At 69.7% G+C, this 21761-nt stretch carries 23 protein-coding genes; 6 read left to right on the forward strand and 17 right to left on the reverse strand.

Features of this window, described 5'->3' with window-relative positions:
• Positions 1 to 13: 13 nt before the first annotated feature.
• Entirely contained in the window at positions 14 to 286 is a 273-nt protein-coding gene (locus A5681_RS02465; protein ID WP_197498479.1) for a hypothetical protein, read from the reverse strand.
• A 32-nt stretch (positions 287 to 318) separates the two neighbouring features.
• A complete protein-coding gene (locus tag A5681_RS02470; RefSeq protein WP_067269007.1) occupies positions 319 to 1485 on the reverse strand; it encodes a glycosyltransferase in 1167 nt (388 codons plus the stop codon).
• A 53-nt stretch (positions 1486 to 1538) separates the two neighbouring features.
• Here A5681_RS02470 and A5681_RS02475 point away from each other — a divergent pair, with 53 nt between their 5' ends.
• On the forward strand, positions 1539 to 1970 hold the full coding sequence (locus tag A5681_RS02475) for a limonene-1,2-epoxide hydrolase family protein (protein WP_067269009.1): 432 nt from the start codon (positions 1539 to 1541) through the stop codon (positions 1968 to 1970).
• Here the strand turns inward: A5681_RS02475 and pspM are convergent.
• The 4 genes from pspM to pgsA form a co-directional block, all read right to left on the reverse strand.
• On the reverse strand, positions 1967 to 2776 hold the full coding sequence (gene pspM, locus A5681_RS02480; RefSeq protein WP_067269011.1) for a phage shock envelope stress response protein PspM: 810 nt from the start codon (positions 2774 to 2776) through the stop codon (positions 1967 to 1969). The two genes, A5681_RS02475 and pspM, sit on opposite strands and share 4 nt — an antisense overlap.
• Positions 2777 to 2788: 12 nt before the next feature.
• Positions 2789 to 3619 (reverse strand): phage shock protein PspA, encoded by an 831-nt coding sequence (gene pspA, locus A5681_RS02485; RefSeq protein WP_067269013.1) that lies wholly within the window; start codon positions 3617 to 3619, stop codon positions 2789 to 2791.
• Between the two features lie 128 nt (positions 3620 to 3747).
• The gene (clgR, locus tag A5681_RS02490) at positions 3748 to 4098 is read right to left on the reverse strand and encodes a transcriptional regulator ClgR (RefSeq protein WP_067269015.1); all 351 of its coding nucleotides are present in this window, start codon (positions 4096 to 4098) and stop codon (positions 3748 to 3750) included.
• Positions 4099 to 4212: 114 nt separating this feature from the next.
• Positions 4213 to 4782, reverse strand: a complete 570-nt coding sequence (gene pgsA / locus A5681_RS02495) for a CDP-diacylglycerol--glycerol-3-phosphate 3-phosphatidyltransferase (protein WP_067269017.1) — start codon at positions 4780 to 4782, stop codon at positions 4213 to 4215.
• Between the two features lie 68 nt (positions 4783 to 4850).
• Here pgsA and A5681_RS02500 point away from each other — a divergent pair, with 68 nt between their 5' ends.
• Complete coding sequence (locus tag A5681_RS02500; protein ID WP_067269019.1) at positions 4851 to 5378, forward strand: amino-acid N-acetyltransferase; 528 nt, start codon at positions 4851 to 4853, stop codon at positions 5376 to 5378.
• Positions 5379 to 5455: 77 nt separating this feature from the next.
• On the opposite strand, the gene A5681_RS02505 is transcribed toward A5681_RS02500, so the two are convergent.
• Complete coding sequence (locus A5681_RS02505; RefSeq protein WP_082968169.1) at positions 5456 to 7951, reverse strand: FtsK/SpoIIIE family DNA translocase; 2496 nt, start codon at positions 7949 to 7951, stop codon at positions 5456 to 5458.
• A 178-nt stretch (positions 7952 to 8129) separates the two neighbouring features.
• Between A5681_RS02505 and A5681_RS02510 the strand changes: the two genes are divergently transcribed.
• Genes A5681_RS02510 through A5681_RS02520 form a run of 3 tightly spaced genes read left to right on the forward strand, consistent with a single transcriptional unit; the run spans position 8130 to position 10130 of the window.
• A complete protein-coding gene (locus A5681_RS02510; RefSeq protein WP_065440787.1) occupies positions 8130 to 8444 on the forward strand; it encodes a putative quinol monooxygenase in 315 nt (104 codons plus the stop codon).
• A complete protein-coding gene (locus tag A5681_RS02515; protein WP_067269159.1) occupies positions 8441 to 9262 on the forward strand; it encodes a mycofactocin-coupled SDR family oxidoreductase in 822 nt (273 codons plus the stop codon). The genes A5681_RS02510 and A5681_RS02515 overlap by 4 nt, the downstream gene beginning before the upstream one ends.
• Positions 9263 to 9266: 4 nt before the next feature.
• Positions 9267 to 10130: an SAM-dependent methyltransferase gene (locus tag A5681_RS02520; protein WP_067269021.1), complete on the forward strand. Its 864-nt coding sequence runs from the start codon at positions 9267 to 9269 to the stop codon at positions 10128 to 10130.
• Positions 10131 to 10193: 63 nt separating this feature from the next.
• On the opposite strand, the gene A5681_RS02525 is transcribed toward A5681_RS02520, so the two are convergent.
• The 9 genes from A5681_RS02525 to A5681_RS02565 all read right to left on the reverse strand — a co-directional run bounded on the left by A5681_RS02525 (position 10194) and on the right by A5681_RS02565 (position 19600).
• Positions 10194 to 11870, reverse strand: a complete 1677-nt coding sequence (locus A5681_RS02525; RefSeq protein WP_067269024.1) for a ribonuclease J — start codon at positions 11868 to 11870, stop codon at positions 10194 to 10196.
• A 19-nt stretch (positions 11871 to 11889) separates the two neighbouring features.
• Positions 11890 to 12792, reverse strand: coding sequence for a 4-hydroxy-tetrahydrodipicolinate synthase (dapA, locus tag A5681_RS02530; protein WP_067269026.1), 903 nt, complete (start codon positions 12790 to 12792; stop codon positions 11890 to 11892).
• Between the two features lie 239 nt (positions 12793 to 13031).
• Positions 13032 to 13784 carry an FAD-dependent thymidylate synthase gene (gene thyX, locus A5681_RS02535; RefSeq protein WP_067269161.1) on the reverse strand — a complete coding sequence of 251 codons (753 nt, stop codon included), beginning with the start codon at positions 13782 to 13784 and terminating at the stop codon, positions 13032 to 13034.
• 10 nt (positions 13785 to 13794) lie between these two features.
• The gene (locus A5681_RS02540) at positions 13795 to 14856 is read right to left on the reverse strand and encodes a restriction endonuclease subunit S (RefSeq protein WP_067269028.1); all 1062 of its coding nucleotides are present in this window, start codon (positions 14854 to 14856) and stop codon (positions 13795 to 13797) included.
• Positions 14853 to 16226, reverse strand: coding sequence for an N-6 DNA methylase (locus tag A5681_RS02545; protein ID WP_067269030.1), 1374 nt, complete (start codon positions 16224 to 16226; stop codon positions 14853 to 14855). The genes A5681_RS02540 and A5681_RS02545 overlap by 4 nt, the downstream gene beginning before the upstream one ends.
• Complete coding sequence (locus A5681_RS02550) at positions 16226 to 17479, reverse strand: winged helix-turn-helix domain-containing protein (protein ID WP_197498481.1); 1254 nt, start codon at positions 17477 to 17479, stop codon at positions 16226 to 16228. Before A5681_RS02550 ends, A5681_RS02545 begins: the two co-directional genes overlap by 1 nt.
• Positions 17480 to 17518: 39 nt before the next feature.
• A complete protein-coding gene (locus A5681_RS02555) occupies positions 17519 to 18220 on the reverse strand; it encodes a cell division protein DivIVA (RefSeq protein WP_067269033.1) in 702 nt (233 codons plus the stop codon).
• Positions 18221 to 18305: 85 nt separating this feature from the next.
• On the reverse strand, positions 18306 to 18803 hold the full coding sequence (locus A5681_RS02560) for a dihydrofolate reductase (protein WP_067269035.1): 498 nt from the start codon (positions 18801 to 18803) through the stop codon (positions 18306 to 18308).
• Entirely contained in the window at positions 18800 to 19600 is an 801-nt protein-coding gene (locus tag A5681_RS02565) for a thymidylate synthase (RefSeq protein ID WP_067269037.1), read from the reverse strand. The genes A5681_RS02560 and A5681_RS02565 overlap by 4 nt, the downstream gene beginning before the upstream one ends.
• 209 nt (positions 19601 to 19809) lie before the next feature.
• On the opposite strand from A5681_RS02565, the gene A5681_RS02570 reads away from it, so the two are divergent.
• Positions 19810 to 20550: a dienelactone hydrolase family protein gene (locus A5681_RS02570; RefSeq protein WP_067269039.1), complete on the forward strand. Its 741-nt coding sequence runs from the start codon at positions 19810 to 19812 to the stop codon at positions 20548 to 20550.
• On the opposite strand, the gene A5681_RS02575 is transcribed toward A5681_RS02570, so the two are convergent.
• A complete protein-coding gene (locus tag A5681_RS02575; protein ID WP_067269047.1) occupies positions 20539 to 21753 on the reverse strand; it encodes a glycosyltransferase in 1215 nt (404 codons plus the stop codon). The genes A5681_RS02570 and A5681_RS02575 overlap by 12 nt on opposite strands.
• Positions 21754 to 21761: the final 8 nt, after the last annotated feature.

A 21761-nucleotide genomic window follows, 5' to 3' on the forward strand; every position in this document is an offset into this window, starting at 1 on the left:
GACACCGGGCGCGTCACCGCCAGCTGGCCGGCAGGTCGATCAGGTGGTTGGGGCAATAGTCCTGCACGGCCTCGGACATCGTGGTCCGCGCCCGTTGCGCCGACATCCGGGAGCGCAGCAGCATGAAGGCGTACTCGGCCGGCGCATAGCCCTGTTCGGCGGCGGTCGGGTCGTCCATCAACTGGCACGCCTGCTGCTCGTCGCCGGCGTCGGCGCAGGCGACGCCCGAACTGAACATCAGCGCGAGCAGCAGGCCGCCGGCCGCGATCGATTTCACTGCCTTCAATGGCGTTGCCCTCCCTTGCGCGGCCTTGGCCCTCATCCGGTCAGAGCGAGCGCCTCGTGGCACACCCGCACCGGATCGGCCACACCGGCGATGCTAGCGGCGGCGGTCTGCGCGGCCCGCCGATATCGGGGCGACGACAGCACCTCGTTCACCGCGGCCACCAGCGCCTCGCCGGTCAGCGGCCGGACCAGCCGCCCGCTGCCCTGCCGGACCACCCGGTTCGCGAGCTCCCACTGATCCCCGCCGCCGGGCACCGCCACCAGCGGCACCCCCGCCAGCAGCGTCTTGGCCACCATGCCGTGCCCGCCGCCGCAGATCACCAGGTCGGCGTGCGTCAACAACTCGGCCTGGCTGCCCAGCCCGACCACCGCCCACGGGGGCACCGGCAGATCCGCCCCGCTCAGCCGGGAGACCACCAGCCGCGATCCGGCGGGCAGCGTCTCCCCCGGCCGCAGGTGGGCCAGGGCGACCTCGGCCAGGCCCTCGGTGCCGGTCGCGGCCGTCGACGGCGCCACCACCACCACGGGGCCCGAGCCCGCCGGGATGTCCAGCACCCGATCGGTCGGTTCGAAGTGCAGCGGGCCCACCACCACGGCCTCCGCGGGCCAGTCCGGCCGGGGGACCTCGAGGGCGGGCAGGGTCGCGATCAGCCGCCGCAGCGGGCCGGGGTCGTGGGCCGGCAGCCCGATCTCGACCCGCACCGCGGCGCGTTGCCGCAGGCCCGCGCGCCAGGACCGCGCGGTGAGCGCCCGCATCGTGGTGTCGCGGAGCCGGCCGCGAAGGCCGGTGCCCGGCGCCAGCCCGCTGCCGATCGGCGGCAATCCCTTCGAGGGCAAATACAGCGGATGCGGGTCGAGCTCGATCCAGGGGATGCCCAGCAGCTCGGCGGCCATGCCGCCGCCGGCGGTGATGACGTCGGACACCACCAGGTCGGGCGCCAGCTCGCGCAACGCCGGCACGTTGAGGACGGCCATCCGCGCGGCACGCCGATGGATGCGGGCGCCGGCGTCGACGTCCTGGTCGGTGGCCACCAGCCCGTCCAGCGGGGCGGCGTCGATGCCGGCGGCGCGGGCGGTGTCGATCCACTCGGCGCCGGTGAACAGCGTGGGTTGGTCACCGGCGCGGGCGAAGCGTTGGCTGAGCGCGATCGCGGGAAAGGAGTGCCCGGGATCCGGCCCGGCGACGACGGCGACGCGCATCGGCCTTACCCTGCCACAACACGCGAGCGTGACGCTCGCCTACGCTGGCGATCATGACCGAGCTGACCGGGACAACCGCTGCGAACACCCGCACGGTCGAGACCTTCCTGAACGCCCTGCAGGACGCCGATTACGACGCCGCCGACGCGGCACTGGACGACAACCTCGTCTACGAAAATGTCGGGCTGCCGACGATCCATGGCCGCGCCAGGGCCATGAAGCTGTTTCGCCAGATGGACGGCCGCGCCGCCTTCGAGGTGAAGATCCACCGCATCGCCGCCGACGGCGGGGCGGTGCTCACCGAACGCACCGACGCCCTGATCTTCGGCCCGGTGCGGCTGCAGTTCTGGGTGTGCGGGGTGTTCGAGGTGCATGACGGACGAATCACGTTGTGGCGCGACTATTTTGACTTCTTCGACATGTTGAAGGCCACCATTCGCGGCCTGGCGGCGGTGGTGCTGCCGTCGTTGAAGGCGACGTTCTAGCTGGCTCCGCGCAGACCGCCGAGTTCGTCGAACGCCTGCGCCCAGCCGACCAGGCGGTCGGTGGCCCCGGTCAGCTCGGCGCGGTAGCGCTGCGAGGCCGCCAACTGATCGCCGTTGGCGGAGGACACCAATTGCGCTGCGGCGGTGACCATTTCGTTGTACTGGCGAACACCGGCGCTCAGCTGCGCGGTGAACGCGTTGATGGTGGGCACCAGATACGTCCGCGATGATTCGCTGGACTGCGCCGCCCGCTCCATCGACACCACTTCCGCGGCGGTGGCCGCCATGGCCGCCGAGGTCTTGCTGGCCGCCGAGGTCAGGTCGCGTATCTCGGCGGTCGGCAGCATCGATCCGCGCTCGATCACGTTCAGCAGCGAGAGGAATCCGCGCTCGGAGGCACCCAGCGCGTACATCGCGGGCCGCGCCGCCGAGCCGGGCGGCGGCAGCCGTCGCACGTTCGCCGGCCGGGGCGTGGGCAGCGGCTCGGAACGCAACCACCGGTAGCGCAGCAACAGCAGCGTCGCCGGGACGGCCATGATGACCGCGACGGCGCCGGTGATCTCCAGCAGCAGCGCGAACCACCCCCACGCCGCGAGCAGCATCGTCACCGCCGCCCAGAACACGCAGCCGACGGCGAATATCAGGCCCCATCGCAGCGCGCGGCGACGCCGACGCAACAGCCGCGCACGGGGATCCGCTGCGGCGCTGAGCTTTTGGGCTACCAGGTCGGACAGGTCGGCGGCGGTGGCCAATCCACGCCCCAGCAACGTGCGCCAGAGCCCACCCCGTGTCTCGCTCACCGCCACGACACCACCCGGCTACTGGCCAAAGGGTTTCTCGGTGGCCGCGCCCCCGGTCGTCTCGGCGGGTGCGGGAGCCGCCTGCGGCGTGGCCCCGGCGGCGGGCGTTCCGCCGGTGGGCAACGCTTCGCCGCGCATCGACGCGCGGATCTGCTCGAGCCGGGAATGACCGGCCATCTGCACGCCGGCCTGCTCGACCTCGAGCATGCGGCCCTGCACCGAGCTCTGCGCGAGCTCGGCCGATCCGATCGCGTTGGCGTAGCGGCGTTCGATCTTGTCGCGCACCTCGTCGAGGCTGGGCACGTTGCCCGGCGCGGCGATCTCGCTCATCGAGCGCAGCGAGGCGCTCACCTGTTCCTGCATCTTCGCCTGCTCGAGCTGGCTGAGCAGCTTGGTGCGCTCGGCGATCTTCTGCTGCAGCACCATCGCGTTCTGCTCAACCGCCTTCTTGGCCTGGGCGGCCGCGGCCAGCGCCTGGTCGTGCAGCGTCTTGAGGTCCTCGACGCTCTGCTCGGCGGTCACCAGCTGGGCCGCGAACGCCTCGGCGGCGTTGTTGTACTCGGCGGCCTTGGCGGCGTCCCCGGCGGCGGTGGCCTGGTCGGCCAGCGTCAGCGCCTGACGGACGTTGACCTGCAGTTTTTCAATGTCGGCGAGTTGCCGGTTCAGCCGCATCTCGAGTTGACGCTGGTTGCCGATCACCTGGGCGGCCTGCTGGGTCAGCGCCTGATGCGTGCGTTGCGCCTCCTCGATGGCCTGCTGGATCTGCACCTTGGGGTCGGCGTGCTCGTCGATCTTCGCGTTGAACAGCGCCATCAGGTACTTCCACGCTTTGACGAACGGATTGGCCATGAGTGAGCTCCACCTTCGCTTCTTGTAGGCCGGATGGTCCCGGGATGGGCCGTCGCTTGTCGCTCAATTTAATGGGTCGGCGCCGATCGCCCTACCCCTAGCGGCCGATCCTTGCGCCCGGGTGTCGCTCAGGCGATGGCCAGCGAGGCCACCGGCGGGATGACGACCTTGGTCTCGGCGTCGATGCTGGGGCCGCGCGGCCCCTCGGCCGGCGCGCTGTGGGCCAGGCGCTCGCGGGCCCGTTCCTCGCCCGCCATCCGCTCGCCGGCGTCGGTCAGCACCGACGACAGCGGGACCTGTAACGCCTCGCAGATCGCATTGAGCAGTTCGCTGGACGGTTCCTTGCGCCCGCGCTCCACCTCGGACAGGTACCCGAGGCTCACCCGCGCCGAATCGGAGACCTCGCGCAGCGTCCGGCCCTGCGTCATGCGGGCCTCACGCAGCACGTCCCCGATGACCTCGCGCACTAATGACGGCATTCCTGCCCTCCTTCGTCCAGTCAGCCTGCCCGGCACGGATCGACCGCGACTGCAGGCCCTTACAGGGTGAAACGCGGGCGGCGGGGTGTTGGTTCCCGTTCGGCGATCCCAGAATCAGTCGGGTGTCCGGCGCACTTCCCGCACGGTCGAGACCACATAGTCGATGCCGGTGACGATGGTCAGCAGGATGGCCACACCCATCACCACCGCCGCCGCCACCCGCAGCGGGCCCGACAGCGGCAGGATGAACAGGCCGATTGCCACCGCCTGCACCACGGTTTTGACTTTGCCGCCCCAGCTGGCCGGGATGACCCCGCGGCGGATCACGGCCAGCCGCAGCACGGTCACCCCGAACTCGCGGGCCAGGATCAGCACGGTGACCCACCAGGGCAGGTCGCCGAGCATCGACAGGCCGATCAGCGCCGATCCGACCAGCGTCTTGTCCGCGATCGGATCGACGAACGCCCCGAATTCGGTTGCCATGCCGTAGTTGCGGGCCAGCAGCCCGTCCAACCGATCGGTGATGCAGGCCAGCGCGAAAATCACGAACGCCACGATCCGGAAGGCGGCGTCGTGACCGTCCTTGGCGAACAGCGCGAGCAGGAAGATCGGAACCAACACCAGCCGCAGCAGTGTGAGGGTGTTGGCGAGGTTGGCGATGTGGACGCGGCCCGGCGGTCCCATCAACGGACCCGTTTGCGGCTGCCCCGACACGGCATCAGAATAACTGTTGACCAGCGCACCCGTTCCCGATGCCGATACTGTTAGCCGTGACCGATAGTTCGCAGGACTGCTTGGTGCGACGCGCGCGGACCTCCGACGTTCCCGCGATCAAACAACTCGTCGACACCTACGCCGGCAAGATCCTGCTCGAGAAGAACCTGGTGACGCTGTACGAGGCCGTCCAGGAATTCTGGGTGGCCGAATCCGAGGGCGCGGTGGTCGGATGCGGCGCGCTGCACGTGATGTGGTCGGATCTGGGCGAGATCCGCACCGTCGCGGTCGATCCGGCGATGACGGGCCATGGTGTCGGCCACGCGATCGTCGACCGGTTGCTGGAGGTCGCGCGCGAGCTGCAGCTCAAGCGGCTGTTCGTGCTCACATTCGAGACCGAGTTCTTCGCCAAGCACGGGTTCACCGAGATCGAGGGGACGCCGGTGACCGCGGAGGTGTTCGAGGAGATGTGCCGCTCCTACGACATCGGTGTCGCGGAGTTTCTGGACTTGAGCTACGTCAAGCCCAACATTCTGGGCAATTCCCGCATGCTGCTGGTGCTGTAGCCCGCCGAACGTGCTCTCATGGCGAGATTTCGGCCATTTTGTCGCCCTCAGAGCACGCTCGGCGCTAGTCGTCGGCGCTAGTCGTCGGCGTCGCCGGCGCCGGCGTCGGCACCGCCCCGGATTAACGCCAGCGTTCCGGCCAGCTCGTCGGGCTTGACCAGCACCTCGCGCGCCTTGGATCCCTCGCTGGGCCCGACGATGCCCCGGGTCTCCATCAGGTCCATCAGCCGGCCGGCCTTGGCGAAGCCGACGCGCAGTTTGCGCTGCAGCATCGAGGTGGAGCCGAACTGGCTGGACACCACGAGCTCGACGGCCTGCAGGAAGACGTCCATGTCGTCGCCGATGTCCGGGTCGACGTCGGTGCGCTCGCCGGTGGGCTTGGCGGCGGTGACGCCCTCGGTGTATTCGGGCTCGGCCTGGTCCTTGCAGGCGGTGACGACGGCGTGGATCTCCTCGTCGGTGATGTAGGCGCCCTGCAGGCGCAGCGGCTTGCTCGCGCCCATCGGCAGGAACAGGCCGTCGCCCATGCCGATCAGCTTCTCCGCGCCGGCCTGGTCCAGGATCACCCGGCTGTCGGTCAGCGACGACGTGGCGAACGCGAGCCGGGACGGCACGTTGGTCTTGATCAGCCCGGTGACCACGTCGACCGACGGGCGCTGGGTGGCCAGCACCAGGTGGATGCCCGCGGCGCGGGCCTTCTGGGTGATCCGGACGATGGCGTCCTCGACGTCGCGCGGCGCGGTCATCATCAGGTCGGCCAGCTCGTCGACGATCGCGACGATGTAGGGGTAGGGCCGGTATTCGCGCTGGCTGCCCAGCGGGGCGGTGATCGCTCCGGAACGGACCTTCTCGTTGAAGTCGTCGATGTGGCGCACCCGGGAGGCCTGCATGTCCTTGTAGCGCTGCTCCATCTCCTCGACCAGCCAGGCCAGCGCGGCCGCCGCCTTCTTCGGCTGCGTGATGATCGGGGTGATCAGGTGCGGAATGCCTTCGTAAGGCGTCAGTTCCACCATCTTCGGGTCGATCAGGATCATCCTGACCTCCTCGGGGGTGGCCCGGGTCAGCAGCGACACCAGCATGGAGTTGACGAAGCTCGATTTACCGGACCCGGTGGAGCCGGCGACCAGCAGGTGCGGCATCTTGGCCAGGTTGGCCGAGATGAAGTCACCCTCGATGTCCTTGCCCAGCCCGATCACCAGCGGGTGATGGTCGCGGCGGGTCGACGGCGCGGTCAGCACGTCGGCGAGTCGCACCATTTCCCGGTCGGTGTTGGGCACCTCGATGCCGACGGCGGATTTGCCGGGAATCGGGGCCAGCATGCGCACGCTCTCGGTGGCCACCGCGTAGGCGATGTTCTTCTGCAGCGCGGTGATCTTCTCGACCTTGACGCCGGGCCCCAGCTCGACCTCGTAGCGGGTGACGGTCGGGCCGCGGGTGCAGCCGGTGACGGCGGCGTCGACCTTGAACTGAGTGAGCACCTCGCTGATGGCGTCGGCCATGACGGTGTTGGCGGCACTGCGCTTCTTCGGTGGGTCCCCCGCCACCAGCAGACTGAGCGAGGGCAGGGTGTAGGGGCCCTCGACGACCCGGTCCAGCACCTCGGTCTTCTTCTTGTCGCGACGGCGGCTCTTGCCGATGGCCGGCTCCGGCGTGGTCGGGATGTCGTCCTCGTTGTCCCGCAGGGCCGGGGCCGCGTCCGCCGTCGGCCAGGCCTGTGGCCCGTCGTCGGGGTCGAGCGCGTTCTCGTCGTAGTAGTCGCCGGAGAAGTCCTCGGGCGCAGCGGAATCCACGTCGTCGTAGTCGTCGTAGTCGTCGTAGTCGTATTCGTCGTCGCCGGGCAGCCGGGCGCCGAACATGGCGCGGACCGCGTCGGGCACCTCACGGATCGTCGTCCCGGTCAGCAACAGCAGGCCGAACATGAAGCCGATGAACAACAGGGGCGCGGCGATCCAGGCGGTCAGCCCGTCCGACAGCGGGCCGCCGATGGCGAAGCCGATGAATCCCGCCGCGCGACGCCGCGCTTCGGGGTCTTCGGGAGAGCCGGACCACAGGTGCCGCAGGCCGAGCACCGACAGCGCGATCAGGGTGCCGCCCAGGATCAGCCTGGGGCGCGCGTCGGGGTTGGGCTGGGTGCGCATCAGCGTCACCGCCACCGCGGCGGTGACGACCGGGAGCGCCAGCACGCCGGCGCCGATGAAGGTCCGCAACAGCGTGTCGACCCACGCACCGACCGGCCGTGCGGCGTTGAACCACGAGCTCGCGGCGACCACGACGGACAGGCCGAGCAGCATCAGCGCGACCCCGTCGCGGCGGTGTCCGGGGTCGATGTCGCGGGCGCGCCCGATCGAGCGCGCCGCGCCGCCGGTGCTGCGCGCGGCCATCAGCCAGGTGGCGCGCAAGGCGCGGCCGCCGGTCAGGCCGGCGGCCACCAGCAGCGACTGGTTGCGCCGTTTCGCGGGCCTGCTCGGCCGCTTGCGAGGCGCCGCCGGCCGCGCACGACCCGAGCCACTTCGCGAAGCGGCCTTTGACCTGCTCGTTCGAGCTTTGGAGCGGGCGGCGGTCTTGTTAGCCATGTCGGCAAGGGTAGTCGCATCGACATCATCTGCACCACCCGCCACACTGGTAACGGTTTGGTCATGTGACCCATCTGACGGGTGGCCCGCGAGGCCGTTTGAGTAGGGTGGACAACCGGTGACCCAGGTAACAAAGTCATGCACGTCACCCACCCCGTGAGCCCCAGGAGGCCCCAGCATGCCCGTCGTCGTCGTTGCCACCATGACCGTCAAACCGGAATCGGTCGACACAGTCCGCGACATCCTCACGCAGGCGGTGGAGGAAGTGCACAACGAACCGGGCTGCCAGTTGTACTCCCTGCACCAGTCGGGTGAGACCTTCGTCTTCGTCGAACAATGGGCCGACCCCGAGGCGCTCAAGGCCCACAGCACCGCGCCCGCCGTCACCAAGATGTTCACCGCGGCCGGCGACCACCTCGCCGGGGCGCCGGACATCAAGATGCTGCAGCCCGTTCCCGCCGGGGACCCGGACAAGGGTCAGCTGCGGTCCTGATGACCCGGCCACTCGAGGGCAAGGTCGCCTTCATCACCGGCGCGGCGCGCGGCCAGGGGCGAGCGCACGCGGTGCGGCTGGCCTCCGACGGCGCGGACATCATCGCGGTCGACCTGTGCGACCAGATCGCCAGCGTCCCCTATCCGCTGGCCACCGAGGAAGACCTCGCGCAGACCGTCAAACTGGTCGAGGACACGGGCTCGCGCATCGTGGCCGCTCGTGGCGACGTCCGCGACCGCGCGTCGCTGTCGGCCGCCCTGCAGGCCGGCCTCGACGAGTTCGGCCGGCTCGACATCGTCGTCGCCAACGCCGGCATCGCGCCGATGCAGTCCGGTGACGACGGCTGGCGCGATGTCATCGACGTCAACCTCACCGGCGTCTACAACACCATCAAGGCCGCCATCCCGACCATGGTCAAGCAGGGCACCGGGGGCTCGATCGTGCTGATCAGTTCGAGCGCCGGCCTGGCCGGCGTCGGCAGCCCGGACGCCGGTTCGGTGGGGTATGCCGCCGCCAAACACGGCGTGGTGGGGTTGATGCGGGTGTATGCGAATCTGCTTGCAACGCAGTACATTCGGGTCAACTCGATACACCCCTCGGGTGTCGAGACCCCGATGATCAACAACGAGTTCACCCGGGAGTGGCTGGCCAAGATGGCCGCCGCGACCGACACGCCCGGCGCCATGGGCAACGCCATGCCGGTGGAGGTGCTGGACGTCGAGGACGTCGCCAACGCGGTGGCGTGGCTGGTGAGCGACCAGGCCCGCTACATCACCGGCGTGACGTTGCCGGTGGATGCGGGCTTCCTGAACAAGTAGTCGAATGGCACGAAACCGCGCAGCGCAGACCGCCTTTGGACCGATGGTGCTGGCCGCCGTCGAACAGAACGAGCCACCGAGCCGCCGACTGGTCGACGACGACCTGGCGGAACTTTTCCTGCCGGCGCCGCTGCGGTTGCTCGTCGCGGCGACGCGCGTCCGGCCCGTGCGGCGCTTGATGATGCGCGGATCGGAGTGGTCGGGCCGCGGGCTGTGGGCGAACCTGGCCTGCCGCAAGCGCTTTACCGGCGACAAGCTGGCCGAGGCGCTCGACGGGATCGACGCGGTCGTCATACTCGGCGCCGGACTGGATACCCGTGCCTACCTGTTGACCCGGCAGATTCGCATCCCCGTCTTCGAGGTCGACCTGCCCGTCAACGTCGCCCGGAAGGTCAAGACGGTCCTACGGGTGCTGGGTGGCCCGCCGATGTCGGTCCGGCAGGTGGCGCTGGACTTGGAGCGCGACGACCTGCTCACCGCCCTGGCCGAGCACGGCTATCGCACCGACTACCGGGCCTTCTTCATCTGCGAGGGCGTCACGCAGTACCTGAGCGAGGCCACCGTCCGACGGACGCTGGAGGGGCTGCGCGCGGCCGCGCCGGGCAGTCGTCTGGTATTCACCTACGTCCGGCGGGATTTCATCGAAGGCAAGAACCGGTACGGCACCCGGACGCTCTATCACAGCGTCCGGCGGTTGTGGCGCTTCGGTTTACAGCCCGATGAGGTCGGCGCGTTCATCGGGGATTACGGCTGGCGGCTGCTGGAGCAGGCTGGCCCCGACGAGCTCGTCCAGCGCTACGTGGAGCCGACCGGTCGCAAACTCAAGGCTTCGCAACTGGAATGGTCGGCCTACGCGGAGAAGTTGTAGGACGGGTTGGACCTCGATGGTGGCGACCCGCTTCGCCCGGCTCCGCCGCGCTCGCGATCGCCACTAGACCTCGATGACCGTCGGCACGATCATCGGCTGCCGCCGGTAGGTCTCGCCCACCCACTTGCCGACGGTGCGGCGCACGGCCTGGGCGATTCGGCCCGGGTCGGTGATGTTGTCGGCGGCGAGCAGTTCTAGCTCCGCCTCGACCCGGCGCCCGGCGGGCTCGAGCGCCTTGGGGTCTTCGGAAAAACCCCGTGAGTGCAGGTGGGGCGCGACCACCGGGCGCCCGGTGCCGCGCTGGACGATGACGGTGACCGCGACGAAGCCCGACGACAAGATCAGCCGCTCCCCGAGCGTGATGTCCCCGACGTCGCCGTCGATCAGCCCGTCGACGAACATCTTGCCGACCGGCACCGCCCCGGCGATCGACGCCGTGCCTGCCACCAGGTCGACGCTGACCCCGTTCTCCGCCAACAGGATCGACTCCTCCGGCACTCCGGTGCTGGCCGCCAGCTTGGCGTTCGCGCGCAGCATCCGCCAGGTGCCGTGCACCGGCATGACGTTGCGCGGCCGCACACCGTTGTAGAGGAACAGCAGTTCCCCGGCGTAGGCGTGGCCCGAAACGTGCACGCGGGCTTGGGCATTGGTGACGACGCGGGCACCGATCTTGGCGAGCGAGTCGATCACGCCATAGACCGCCTCCTCGTTGCCCGGGATCAGCGACGAGGCCAGCACGATCAGGTCGCCCGCCGTCAGCGTGATGCTGCGATGCTCGCCGCGCGACATCCGCGACAACGCCGACATGGGCTCGCCCTGAGTGCCGGTGGTGATCAGCACGACCCGCTCGGGCGGCATCATCTCGGCCGCGCCGATGTCGATCACGTCGGAATCGTCCACCCGCAGGAACCCGAGCTCGCGGGCGATGCCCATGTTGCGCACCATCGAGCGCCCGACGAAGGACACCCGCCGGCCCAAAGCGACAGCGGCATCGATGATCTGCTGCACCCGGTCCACGTTGGAGGCAAAGCACGCCACGATGACGCGGCCCTCCGCACCCCGGATCAGGCGGTGCAGCGTCGGTCCCACTTCGCTTTCCGACGGCCCCACGCCGGGGATCTCGGAATTGGTCGAGTCGCACAGGAACAGGTCCACCCCGGCGTCACCGAGGCGGGACATGCCGGGCAGATCGGTGGGCCGGCCGTCGAGGGGAAGCTGGTCGAGCTTGATGTCACCGGTGTGCAAGACGGTTCCCGCGCCGGTGTGGACGGCGATCGCCAGCGCGTCGGGAATGGAGTGGTTGACGGCGAAGTACTCGCATTCGAAGACGCCGTGGGTGCTGCGCTGCCCCTCGGTCACCTCGACGAACACCGGCTTGAGCCGGTGCTCACGGCATTTCGCCGCGACCAGCGCCAGGGTGAACTTCGATCCGACGACCGGGATGTCGGGGCGCAGCTTGAGCAGGAACGGGATGCCGCCGATGTGATCCTCGTGCGCGTGGGTCAGTACCAGCGCCTCGATGTCGTCGAGCCGGTCGGAGATATGGCGCAGGTCCGGCAGGATCAGGTCCACCCCGGGCTCGTCGTGGGTGGGGAACATCACCCCGCAGTCGATGATCAACAGCCGGCCGAGGTGCTCGAAAACCGTCATGTTGCGGCCGATTTCGCTGATGCCGCCCAGCGCGGTGACCCGCAACCCACCCGTGGTCAAGGGACCAGGAGGAGCGAGGTCTACATCCACTTATCGGCCACCCTCTGCCTCACCGCAGCACCGACGCCCCGCGCATATCGGCGGCGAGGGCGTCGATCTGCTCGGGGGTGGCCGGCATCTGCGGCAACCGGGGATCGCCAACCTCGAAGCCCTGCAGGCGCAGACCCGCCTTGGACAGCGTCACACCGCCCAGCCGGCTCATCGCGTCGCACAGCGGCGCGACGGTGCCGTTGATCTTGCGTGCGGTGGCGATGTCGCCGGATGCGAAGGCGGACAACATCTCTCGCAGCTGACCCGCGGCCAGGTGCGAGATCACGCTGATGAATCCGGTGGCGCCCATGGCCAGCCACGGCAGGTTGAGCGCGTCGTCGCCGGAGTAGTAGGCCAGTCCCGTCTCGGCCATGATCTGGCCGCCGCCGTGCAGGTCGGCCTTGGCGTCTTTGACGCCGACGATGTTGGGGTGCAACGCCAACGCGCGGAGCGTGTCCGGCTCGATCGGCACCACCGACCGCGGCGGAATGTCGTAGAGCAGCACCGGCAGCTCGGTCGCGTCGGCGACGGTGGTGAAGTGTGCGATCAGCCCGCTCTGCGGCGGCCTCGAGTAATAGGGCGTGACCACCAGCAGCCCGTGGGCGCCCTCGGCCGCGCAGGCCTTGGCCAGGCGGACGCTGTGAGCGGTGTCATACGTGCCCGCCCCGGCGATGACCCGGGCGCGATCGCCCACGGCCTCCAGCACGGCGCGCAACAGCTCCAGCTTCTCGTCGTCGGTGGTGGTCGGCGACTCGCCGGTGGTTCCGGAGACGACCAGGCCGTCGCATCCGGCGTCCACCAGGTGGTTCGCCAATTGCGCGGCGGTGGCGGTGTCCAGCGAACCGTCGGGAGCGAATGGTGTCACCATCGCGGTCAGCACGGTTCCCAACCGGGCCGGGGCGTCGAATCCGACGGTGCTCACGGTCTTTAGGTTACCTGGCGGCGGCAAGCTCTTTAGCAACGGCGCGGGCCCGCGTTCCGGTTGGCGGCGGGCGCACGGCCAGCCTCACTGGCCCCACCCGCCCCGATAAGTCCGGGTATCGCCGAAGTGCCCGCCTCTGAGCGACAACGTCTCGGGCCGCTCATCGGGGTGGTTGTCGCTCAGAGGCGGGCACAACCCCGCATGCCCTTGGCGAGGTGACGGCAGTGAGAGCTGGGAGCTCAGGCTTCGGTCGCCAGCGGGCTGGTGGCCACCTCGGTCCCGTCGGCCAGGGTCGAGATCTCGAAGTCGGCGAACACCGCGGGCGCGGCGTCGGCGAGCTGGCGCAGACACTCGATCGCCAGCCGGCGGATCTCCACGTCGGCGTGCTCGCTGGCCCGCATGGCGATGAAGTGCCGCCAGGTCCGGTAGTTGCCGGTCACGACGATGCGGGTTTCGGTCGCGTTCGGCAGCACGGCCCGAGCGGCCTGCCGCGCCTGCTTGCGCCGCAGGATGGCGTTTGGCTGGTCGGCGAACCTTGCCTCCAGCTTGGCCAGCAGGTCGGCGTAGGTGGCCCGGCTGGCGTCGGCGGCCTCGGTCAGGATGCGCCGCAGTTCGGGGTCGTCCTCCATGCCCGGCGGCACCACGACCTGCGAGTCACCCTCCGGCACGTAGCGCTGCGACAGCTGCGAGAAGGAGAAATGCCGGTGCCGGATCAGCTCGTGCGTGAGCGATCGGGAGACGCCGGTGATGTAGAACGACACGTTCGCGTGCTCGAGCACGGAGAAATGGCCCACGTCGATGATGTGCTTGATGTAGCCGGCGTTGGTCGCGGTCTTGGGATTGGGCTTCGACCAGCTCTGGTAGCAGGCGCGGCCGGCGAATTCGACCAATGCCGGCCCGCCGTCGGCGTCGGTGGTCCACGGCACGTCCGGCGGTGCCAAGAACTCGGTCTTGGCGATCAGTTGCACGCGTAGCGGCGCGGTCTCGGCCACGGCGCTCACCTTAACGTGGCGACCGAATGGCAAGCTCACCCGATATCAGCGGCGGGAGCAGCGCGTCGCGCAGCGCGGACAGCCGCGCGCTCTCGTCGCGGCGCGCATGGCACAGCGCGCCCAGGCCGGTGATCGTCTCCAACTGCGCGGCGGGCAGGCGCCGGACGTCGGGGACCTCGACGTCGAGCAGATCGCGCGGTTGGACCCGCTGGTGGCTCCCCGACGTACCGGCGACCCGACGCTGCAGCCATTCGGAGACCTCCGGTTGCCGCAAGCCCGACCACAGGGCCGACGCGTCCACACCCGCCGGCACCAGCACGACGAACTCGCTGCTGGCCAACGCCATTTCCGAGGGCAGGCGGAGCACGTTCCAGACCCGCGGGATCCGCGGGTTGAGCTTCGCGAACAACACGCACGGCCCCGACAGGAGGTACTTGCCGCTGCGGACGGACGCGCCGCCCACCAGATCGGGGTTCGCCCCGTCGTCGAACGCCGGAAGGCTGAAGTGCGCGACGACATCGTCGAATTCGGCCGCCTCGAGGAACGCCGTCGACCGGCTCGCCAGGCTGGACACCGGCGCGCGCCCGGGGGCCGACGCGGCGATCGCCACCATCAGGTTCTCGGCGGCCTCGACCACCCGGTGGTTGGCCGCGATCTTGTCGTCGAGGGCGCCGAGCAATTCGGCGATCGCCTGGCGCTGCGGCGCCGCCACGCTGTGCACCGCGACGTCGCGCAGGATCCGCTGGCTGAGCAGCGGCTGCCCCGATCCGGCTCGGTGATCCCCCAACCGGCAGGTTTGCAGCGCGTAGTACCAGTACCGCGTCTCACGCGGGTCCTTCGCCCGGCATACCAGCGCGTTCTCGGTGACCCAGACGTCCGCGTCGCAGTAGCGCAGGCTGCCGCACTGCGACCCGACGCGCCCGAGGACGATCACCGGCCCGGAAGCGTTGTGCTCGGCGGCATAACCGATCGACCCGTTGGCGCCGTAGACGCGGAAGCGTCCGCCCTGCGTCTGCCGCGGCGCCCTGCCGCCGCTGCCGAAGTCCAGGTGGTCGCCCAGCGTGGTGTTCACCGCAGGCGCTCCAATTGTTGGCGCACAACGCCTTCCAGGCGCGCGGAGTCGTCGAGCGCCGACAGCAGGTCGCCGGTCAGCCGGACGATCCTGGCCTCGACCGGCTCGGTGTCGTTTTCGGTGGCGGGCGCACCGACATAGCGGCCCGGCGTGAGCGGATAACCGGCCGCCGCGATGTCGTCGAGCGACACGGACGCGCAGAATCCCGGAATGTCCTGATAGGCAATGCCCTTCGCGGCCGCGGATTCCGACGCACGCCACGCGTGATAGGTGTCGCCGATCCGGACGATCTCCTGGTCCGTCAGCTCCCTCTCGGCGCGCTCCACCAGGCGGCCGAACCCGCGGGCGTCGATGAACAGCACCTGACCGGACCGCTCGCCCTTGTCGGTGTCGAAGAACCACAGGCACACCGGAATCGAGGTGCTCCGGAACAGTTGCGCGGGCAGGGCGACCATGCACGACACCAGGTCGGCGTCGACGATCCGTGCGCGAATAGCGCCCTCCCCCAACGTGTTCGACGACATCGAGCCGTTCGCCATGACGACGCCGGCCTTACCGCCTGGGGCCAGTTTCGACAGGATGTGTTGAATCCAGGCGTAGTTGGCGTTGCCGGCGGGCGGGACACCGAACCGCCAGCGCGGGTCGCGCTCGTCGCGCGCCCAATCCCTGATGTTGAACGGCGGATTGGCCATCACGTAGTCCATCTGCACGCCGGCATGCAGGTCGTCGACGAACGTGTCGGCCCAGCGCGCGCCCAGGCCGGTGCTGTCGATGCCGTGCACGGCGAGGTTCATCTTCGCCATCCGCCAGGTCTGTTCGACGCTTTCCTGCCCGCAGATGGTGACCTGCGCGGGATCGCCGTCGTGCTCGGCGATGAACCGCTCGGTCTGCACGAACATGCCGCCCGATCCGCAGCACGGGTCATACACCCGACCGCTCGACGGCTCCAGCACCTCGACGAGCACACGGACCACGCTGGGCGGGGTGAAGAATTCCCCGCCCCGCCGGCCCTCGGCGCGCGCGAAATTGCCCAGGAAGTACTCGTACACCTCGCCCATCAGGTCCCGCGCGCGGCCCGGCTCGCCGAACCGCGCGGCGTCGAGCAGGCGAAGCAGCTCCCCGAGCCGGCGCCGGTCGAGGTTCTCGTACAGCCGCGGCAGCGCCGCGGCCTCCATCGCGTCATCGAGGAGGCGCCCGGCGTTCGACGATTCCGCGTTGTCCACCAACGACTTCCACTGCTGGGCAGCCGCGTGCTTGAGGTACACCAGCCCGAGAATGACGTCCTTGTACTGGCCGGCCGACAGCGAGCCGCGCAGCTTGTTCGCCGCACTCCAGAGCGTGTCCTTGAGGTCCTTGTCCGTCGCCCGCATCAGCAGGCCGCCCGCAGGTCGGCGGCCAGGTCGCCCCGGGTCGCGACGCTGAAGCCGCCCAGCCCCAGCCACGACGCCATGGACCGCAGTTCGCCGGCCAGCGCCTCGACCACGCGGGGCCGCGGGGCGTCGGGCTCGCCGAAGGCGCCCATGACGCGCAGCGTGTCGGCGGTCCGGTCGGCCTTGAGGTCGACCCGCGCGACCAGCTGCCCGTTCATCAGCAGCGGCCACACGTAGTAGCCGTATTGACGCTTGGCTTCCGGCGTGTAGATCTCGATGCGGTAATGAAAACCGAACAGCCGCTCCACCCGGGGCCGGAAGAAGATCAGCGGGTCGAACGGACACAACAGCGCCGTGCCGCGGTCGGCCCGTGGCACCGCCCGACCGGCGCGCAGGTAGGCCGGCGCGGGCCAGCCGTCGATCTCGACCCGCTCGATCTCGCCCGCGCTGAGCAGGGCGGCGACGGCCGGCTTGACCTGCTGGGCCGACAGCCGGAAGTAATCGCGGATGTCGGCCTCGGTGCCGACGCCCAGCGCGGTGGCCGCCCGCAGCGTGAGTTCCCGGACGGCCTCGTCGTCGTCGACCTGCCGCGCCAGCACGTCCGCCGGCAGCACGCGTTCGACCAGGTCATAGTGGCGGGCGAAGCCCACCCGCGTGGCCGTGGTGAGCACGCCGGCGGCAAACAACGCCTCGGCGACCCACTTGGTGTCGCTGCGGTTCCACCAGGTGCCCTTCTTGCGGCGCGGCGCGGCGTATTTCGAGGCGAGGTGCGCCTCGATCTGCCCTGCGGTGCTGGGGCCGAGTTCGCCGACGGCGGCGACGATGTCCTCGGCGAGTTGAGGGTTGGCCTTAACGATGTGGGTGCCCCAGCGACCGTGGCGGTACTGGCGCATTCGCCACCGCAGCAGCGGCCAGTCGTCGACGGCCACCAGCGCGGCCTCGTGCGCCCAGTATTCGGCCAGCAGCCGCGCCGAACGCGGGCCCCAGGCGGCGCGATCCAACACGTCGCGGTCGTAGGGCCCGAGCCGACTGAACACCGGCGCGTAATGCGCACGCACCGCGACCGACACCGAATCAAGTTGCAGCACTTGGATTCTGGATATCAAGCGCCTCAAGTGGGCGCGGGTGATCGGACCGACGGGCCGGGGCTCGGTAAAACCTTGGGCCGCAACGGCGATTCGCCGGGCTTGCGCGGCCGACAGCCTGCGGGTCGGGATCGACACGGCGCCGAGAATACCGGCCGGGTGCGACAACGCTCGGCGTCGACGCGGCCTTACCCCGGCCGGGGCCGGCTAACCCGTGCTGACCTTGCCGTCCAGCGGCACGACGACGCTGGGCTCCGGGGCGTTCTTCTGCTCCTGGTAGGCCGACTCGAGGGCCGCCGGAACGGCTTCGAGGTCGCGGAATACGCCCATCAGCTGCTCGAGGACGCTGATCCGTTGGCGGATCGCCTCGTCCGCCGCGCGCTGGGCCTGCTCGCGATAGTGGTCGGCCTCCCGCTGGGCGTCTCGCCAGGCCTTGTCGATCGCCGCTTCGGTTTCGGCGCGCATCTTGGCCAATTCGGCCTCGAGCTGCTTCTTGGCTTCTTCGTAATCGGTTTCCATGGCTTTTCGTTGCTCGGCCATCTCCGCCAACTCCTCTTCGTGCTTTCGCTGCGCGGCCTGAACCTCGGCCTCGGCCGCTGCGATCATCGCGTCCGCCTCGCTGCGCGCCTCGGCCTGCATCTCGGCAACCTCGTCGACCGCGCGACGCAGCATCTGCGCCATCCGGCGCTGCACCGCGTGGGGAGAGGGTGAGGTGTCGGTGAGGACGGCGACCTCCTTGCGCAGCGCGGCCGTTTCGTCGCCGGCGGCCTTCAGCCGGCTTCTCAGGTTCTCGACGTCGTCGAGCAACAACTGCTGCTTGGTGGTCAACATCTCGATGTGGGCGTCAACCGCGGACGGCTCATAACCCCTGAAGATGCGGGTGAACGCTTTCGTGGGTTCGGTTATCACTGCCAATCCCCCTTCTGGCAACGTGTTGTGACCTGGTGAGACCGACCCCCGCGTCCGAGTATGTCACGGTCGCGGAGACCAACCTTTATGCCCGACGGTAGCTGTGCAGCCGGTACCGCAGCCCCGTGCGGCTGACCTGCCACTCCGCCGTCTCACCCAGCCAGGTGTCGTCGAGCACCGGCGCCAGCGCGTCGTCGTCGTCGCGCCGCAGGTCGACTTCGACCTCGGTGACCTCACACCGGTTGGCGTGCGGCAGCGCGAGCAGGTAGACCTGCTCGCCGCCGATCACCCAGGTCCGCGGCTCACCGTCGCATCCGGCGAGAGCCGCCTCGAGCGACCCGACCACCTGCGCCCCGTCGGCCACAAAGTCGCTCCGTCGCGAGAGTACGACATTTTTGCGTCCCGGCAGGGGCCGGACCTTGGTCGGCAAGGACTCCCATGTGCGCCGGCCCATCACCACGGTATGCCCGATGGTCAGCTCTTTGAACCGGATCAGGTCCTCGGGCACTCGCCAGGGGATGTCGCCGCCGCGACCGATGATGCCGGATGTCGACTGAGCCCAGATCAGCCCCAGCTCCGTCATACCGCGACGGGGGCTTTGATTGCCGGATGCGGATCGTAGTTCTTCACGACCACGTCCTCGTAGGTGTAGTCGAAGATCGAATCACGCTGCGCCAGTACCAGTTCCGGGTAGGGGCGCGGCTCGCGGCTGAGCTGGGTGCGGACCTGCTCGACGTGGTTGTCGTAGATGTGGCAGTCGCCGCCCGTCCAGACGAACTCACCGACCGACAGACCGGCCTGGGCGGCCATCATGTGGGTGAGCAGCGCGTAGCTGGCGATGTTGAACGGCACGCCGAGGAACAGGTCGGCGCTGCGCTGATACAACTGGCAGCTCAACCGGCCGTCGGCCACGTAGAACTGGAAGAAGGCGTGACACGGCGGCAGCGCCATCTGCGGGATCTCCCCGACGTTCCAGGCCGACACGATGATCCGCCGCGAGTTCGGGTCGGTGCGCAGCAACTCCAGCGCCGCGCTGATCTGGTCGATGTGCTCACCGGTCGGCGTGGGCCACGACCGCCACTGCACACCGTATATCGGCCCGAGATCGCCTGTGTCGCTTGCCCATTCGTCCCAGATGGTGACGCCATGCTCGTGCAGCCAGGCGACGTTGGAATCGCCGCGCAAGAACCACAGCAACTCGTAGACGACCGACTTGAGATGCACCTTCTTGGTGGTCAGCAGCGGGAATCCGGCCGACAGGTCGTAGCGCAACTGCTGGCCGAACAGGCTGCGGGTCCCGGTGCCGGTGCGGTCCGATTTGGCCGTGCCCCGCTCGAGCACCAGGCGCAGCAGGTCCTCGTAGGGCGTCGGGATCGGCACGCCGAAAGCTTAGCGGCGATCGCAAGCGCGGCGAAGCCGGGCGCGGCGGATCGACGCCAAAAAATCCCGCAGCGATCGCAAGCACGGCGAAGCCGGGCGCGGCGGATCGACGCCAAAAAATCCCGCGGCGATCGCAAGCACGGCGAAGCCGGGCGCGGCGGATCGACGCCAAAAAATCCCGCCCGGGCCCCGGGAGTAAAACGGAGGTCATGCCGAAAATCACCGACAGCGTCACCACCGCCGATGGCACCTGTCCCGTCGGCCTGTTCACCCCTGACGGCCCGGGCCCCTGGCCGGGAGTCGTCATGTACTGCGATGCCGGCGGGGTGCGTGACACCTTCGACCAGATGGCCGCCAAGCTGGCCGGCTTCGGTTACGCGGTGCTGCTGCCCGACGTGTATTACCGCAGCGGCGATTGGGCCCCGTTCGACATGGCCACCGTGTTCGGCGACGAGCGGGAGCGCAGGCGGCTGTTCGGCATGATCGGCAGCGTCACCCCGGACAAGATGGCCGGCGACGCCGCCGCCTTCTTCGACTACCTGGCGGCCCGGCCGGAGGTATCCGGGGAGCGCTTCGGCGTCTGCGGCTACTGCATGGGCGGGCGGGCGTCGCTGATCGTCGCCGGCCGGCTGCCGGAGCGCGTTGCCGCCGCGGCGTCGTTCCACGGCGGCGGCCTGGTGACCGACTCCGCGGACAGCCCCCACCTGCTGGCCGACCGGATGAGCGCGACGGTGTACGTGGGCGGCGCCAAGGACGACGCGTCCTTCACACGTGACCAGGCAGAACAGCTGGACAAGGCGCTGACCGCGGCCGGGGTGCAGCACACCATCGAGTGGTATCCGGCCGGCCACGGGTTCGCGGTGCCCGACAACGCGCCATACGACCCAGCCGCGGCCGAGCGGCACTGGCAGGCCATGACCGAGGTCTTCGGCGCGGCGCTACCGCGTTAAGCCATCCAGCAGCAACGACGCGGCCAGCATCGCCCCGTCGGTGCGGATGCTGGCGGCCACGGCGCCCGCCCGCGCACGGGTCTCTGGCGTCAGGACGGTCTTCAGGGCGGTCGCCAGGGAATCGGCGGTGGGGGCCGGGCCGTCATGCGCGGTGCCGATGCCTAGCTGCTCCACTCGACCTGCCCAGTACGGCTGGTCGGCCCCCTGCGGCACCAACACCTGCGGTGCGCCGGCCAGCGCGGCGGTGGTCGTGGTGCCCGCGCCGCCGTGGTGCACGACGGCTGCCACCCGGCCGAAGAGCGCCCTGTGGTTGAGCTCACCGACCGCGAGGCAGTCGTCCCGGTCGTCGATGGGGCTCAGGCCTGACCAGCCCCGGTAGAGAATCGCGCGGTGCCCCAGGGCGCGGATGGCCTCGACGACGGCGCGGGACAGGTCGTTCGCGGCGCGCATGGGCATGCTGCCGAAGCCGACGTACACCGGTGGCGGCCCGGCGTCGAGGAACGCCACCACGGCCGCCGGCAGAGGCCGTTCATCGGGCAGCAGCCACGCCCCCGTCTGGACCACCTCCAGCCCGCCGCCTTCCGGCCATGGGCCCAGGGTCGGGTCCACCGCCAGCCACGGCCGCTCGGTCAGGGCGTAGTCGCGGACGTCATCGACCGGCGGCAGGCCCAGTGCCGCGCGGTGATCGTTGAGCGTGGCGCCGAACAGCGCGTGCATGTGCTGCGCGTCCATCCGCCACAGCACCCGGTTGTCGATCACGCCCGGCGGGATGTGGCCGTCGTAGGTCGGGGGCAGGTGGTGCGACGACGGCAGAATCGTCGGTTGGTAGCTGACGTAGACATAGGGGATGCCCAGGCGGTCGGCCACCGACCGCGCTCCCGCGGCCACCGGGGGGAAGCCGGTCGTCACCAGCAGGTCACACCCGTCGGCCGCGTCGGCCACCGTGTCGAATTGCGCGGCGACGAGCCCGTCCAGGTGCCGGCGCAGCTCGACCTCGGACGGCGTGAGCACTGCCGCCGTCGCGCGCCATGAATCGCCGAAGGGCCTCAGCGGCAGTTCGATTCCGGCCAGCAGGTCCGCGAATTCCTCATCCGGCGGCGCGCACACCCGGACTTCGGCGCCGAGCGCCCGCAACTGCACCCCGAGTGCCGCCAGCGGTTCGACCGCCCCGCGGGAATCGTGAGTGGACAGCAGCACGCGCATTCCGATGC

Source organism: Mycobacterium scrofulaceum, from assembly GCF_001667885.1.
Lineage (GTDB): Bacteria > Actinomycetota > Actinomycetes > Mycobacteriales > Mycobacteriaceae > Mycobacterium > Mycobacterium scrofulaceum_C.

Excerpts from the sequence above, each read along its gene's own strand:
- A5681_RS02470 (WP_067269007.1), bottom strand. The coding sequence starts at position 1,485 with ATGCGCGTCGCCGTCGTCGCCGGGCCGGATCCCGGGCACTCCTTTCCC.
- A5681_RS02475 (WP_067269009.1), top strand. The coding sequence starts at position 1,539 with ATGACCGAGCTGACCGGGACAACCGCTGCGAACACCCGCACGGTCGAG.
- pspA (WP_067269013.1), bottom strand. The coding sequence starts at position 3,619 with ATGGCCAATCCGTTCGTCAAAGCGTGGAAGTACCTGATGGCGCTGTTC.
- clgR (WP_067269015.1), bottom strand. The coding sequence starts at position 4,098 with ATGCCGTCATTAGTGCGCGAGGTCATCGGGGACGTGCTGCGTGAGGCC.
- pgsA (WP_067269017.1), bottom strand. The coding sequence starts at position 4,782 with ATGGGACCGCCGGGCCGCGTCCACATCGCCAACCTCGCCAACACCCTC.
- A5681_RS02500 (WP_067269019.1), top strand. The coding sequence starts at position 4,851 with ATGCCGATACTGTTAGCCGTGACCGATAGTTCGCAGGACTGCTTGGTG.
- A5681_RS02505 (WP_082968169.1), bottom strand. The coding sequence starts at position 7,951 with ATGGCTAACAAGACCGCCGCCCGCTCCAAAGCTCGAACGAGCAGGTCA.
- A5681_RS02510 (WP_065440787.1), top strand. The coding sequence starts at position 8,130 with ATGCCCGTCGTCGTCGTTGCCACCATGACCGTCAAACCGGAATCGGTC.
- A5681_RS02520 (WP_067269021.1), top strand. The coding sequence starts at position 9,267 with ATGGCACGAAACCGCGCAGCGCAGACCGCCTTTGGACCGATGGTGCTG.
- A5681_RS02545 (WP_067269030.1), bottom strand. The coding sequence starts at position 16,226 with ATGCGGGCGACGGACAAGGACCTCAAGGACACGCTCTGGAGTGCGGCG.
- A5681_RS02560 (WP_067269035.1), bottom strand. The coding sequence starts at position 18,803 with ATGACGGAGCTGGGGCTGATCTGGGCTCAGTCGACATCCGGCATCATC.
- A5681_RS02570 (WP_067269039.1), top strand. The coding sequence starts at position 19,810 with ATGCCGAAAATCACCGACAGCGTCACCACCGCCGATGGCACCTGTCCC.
- A5681_RS02575 (WP_067269047.1), bottom strand. The coding sequence starts at position 21,753 with ATGCGCGTGCTGCTGTCCACTCACGATTCCCGCGGGGCGGTCGAACCG.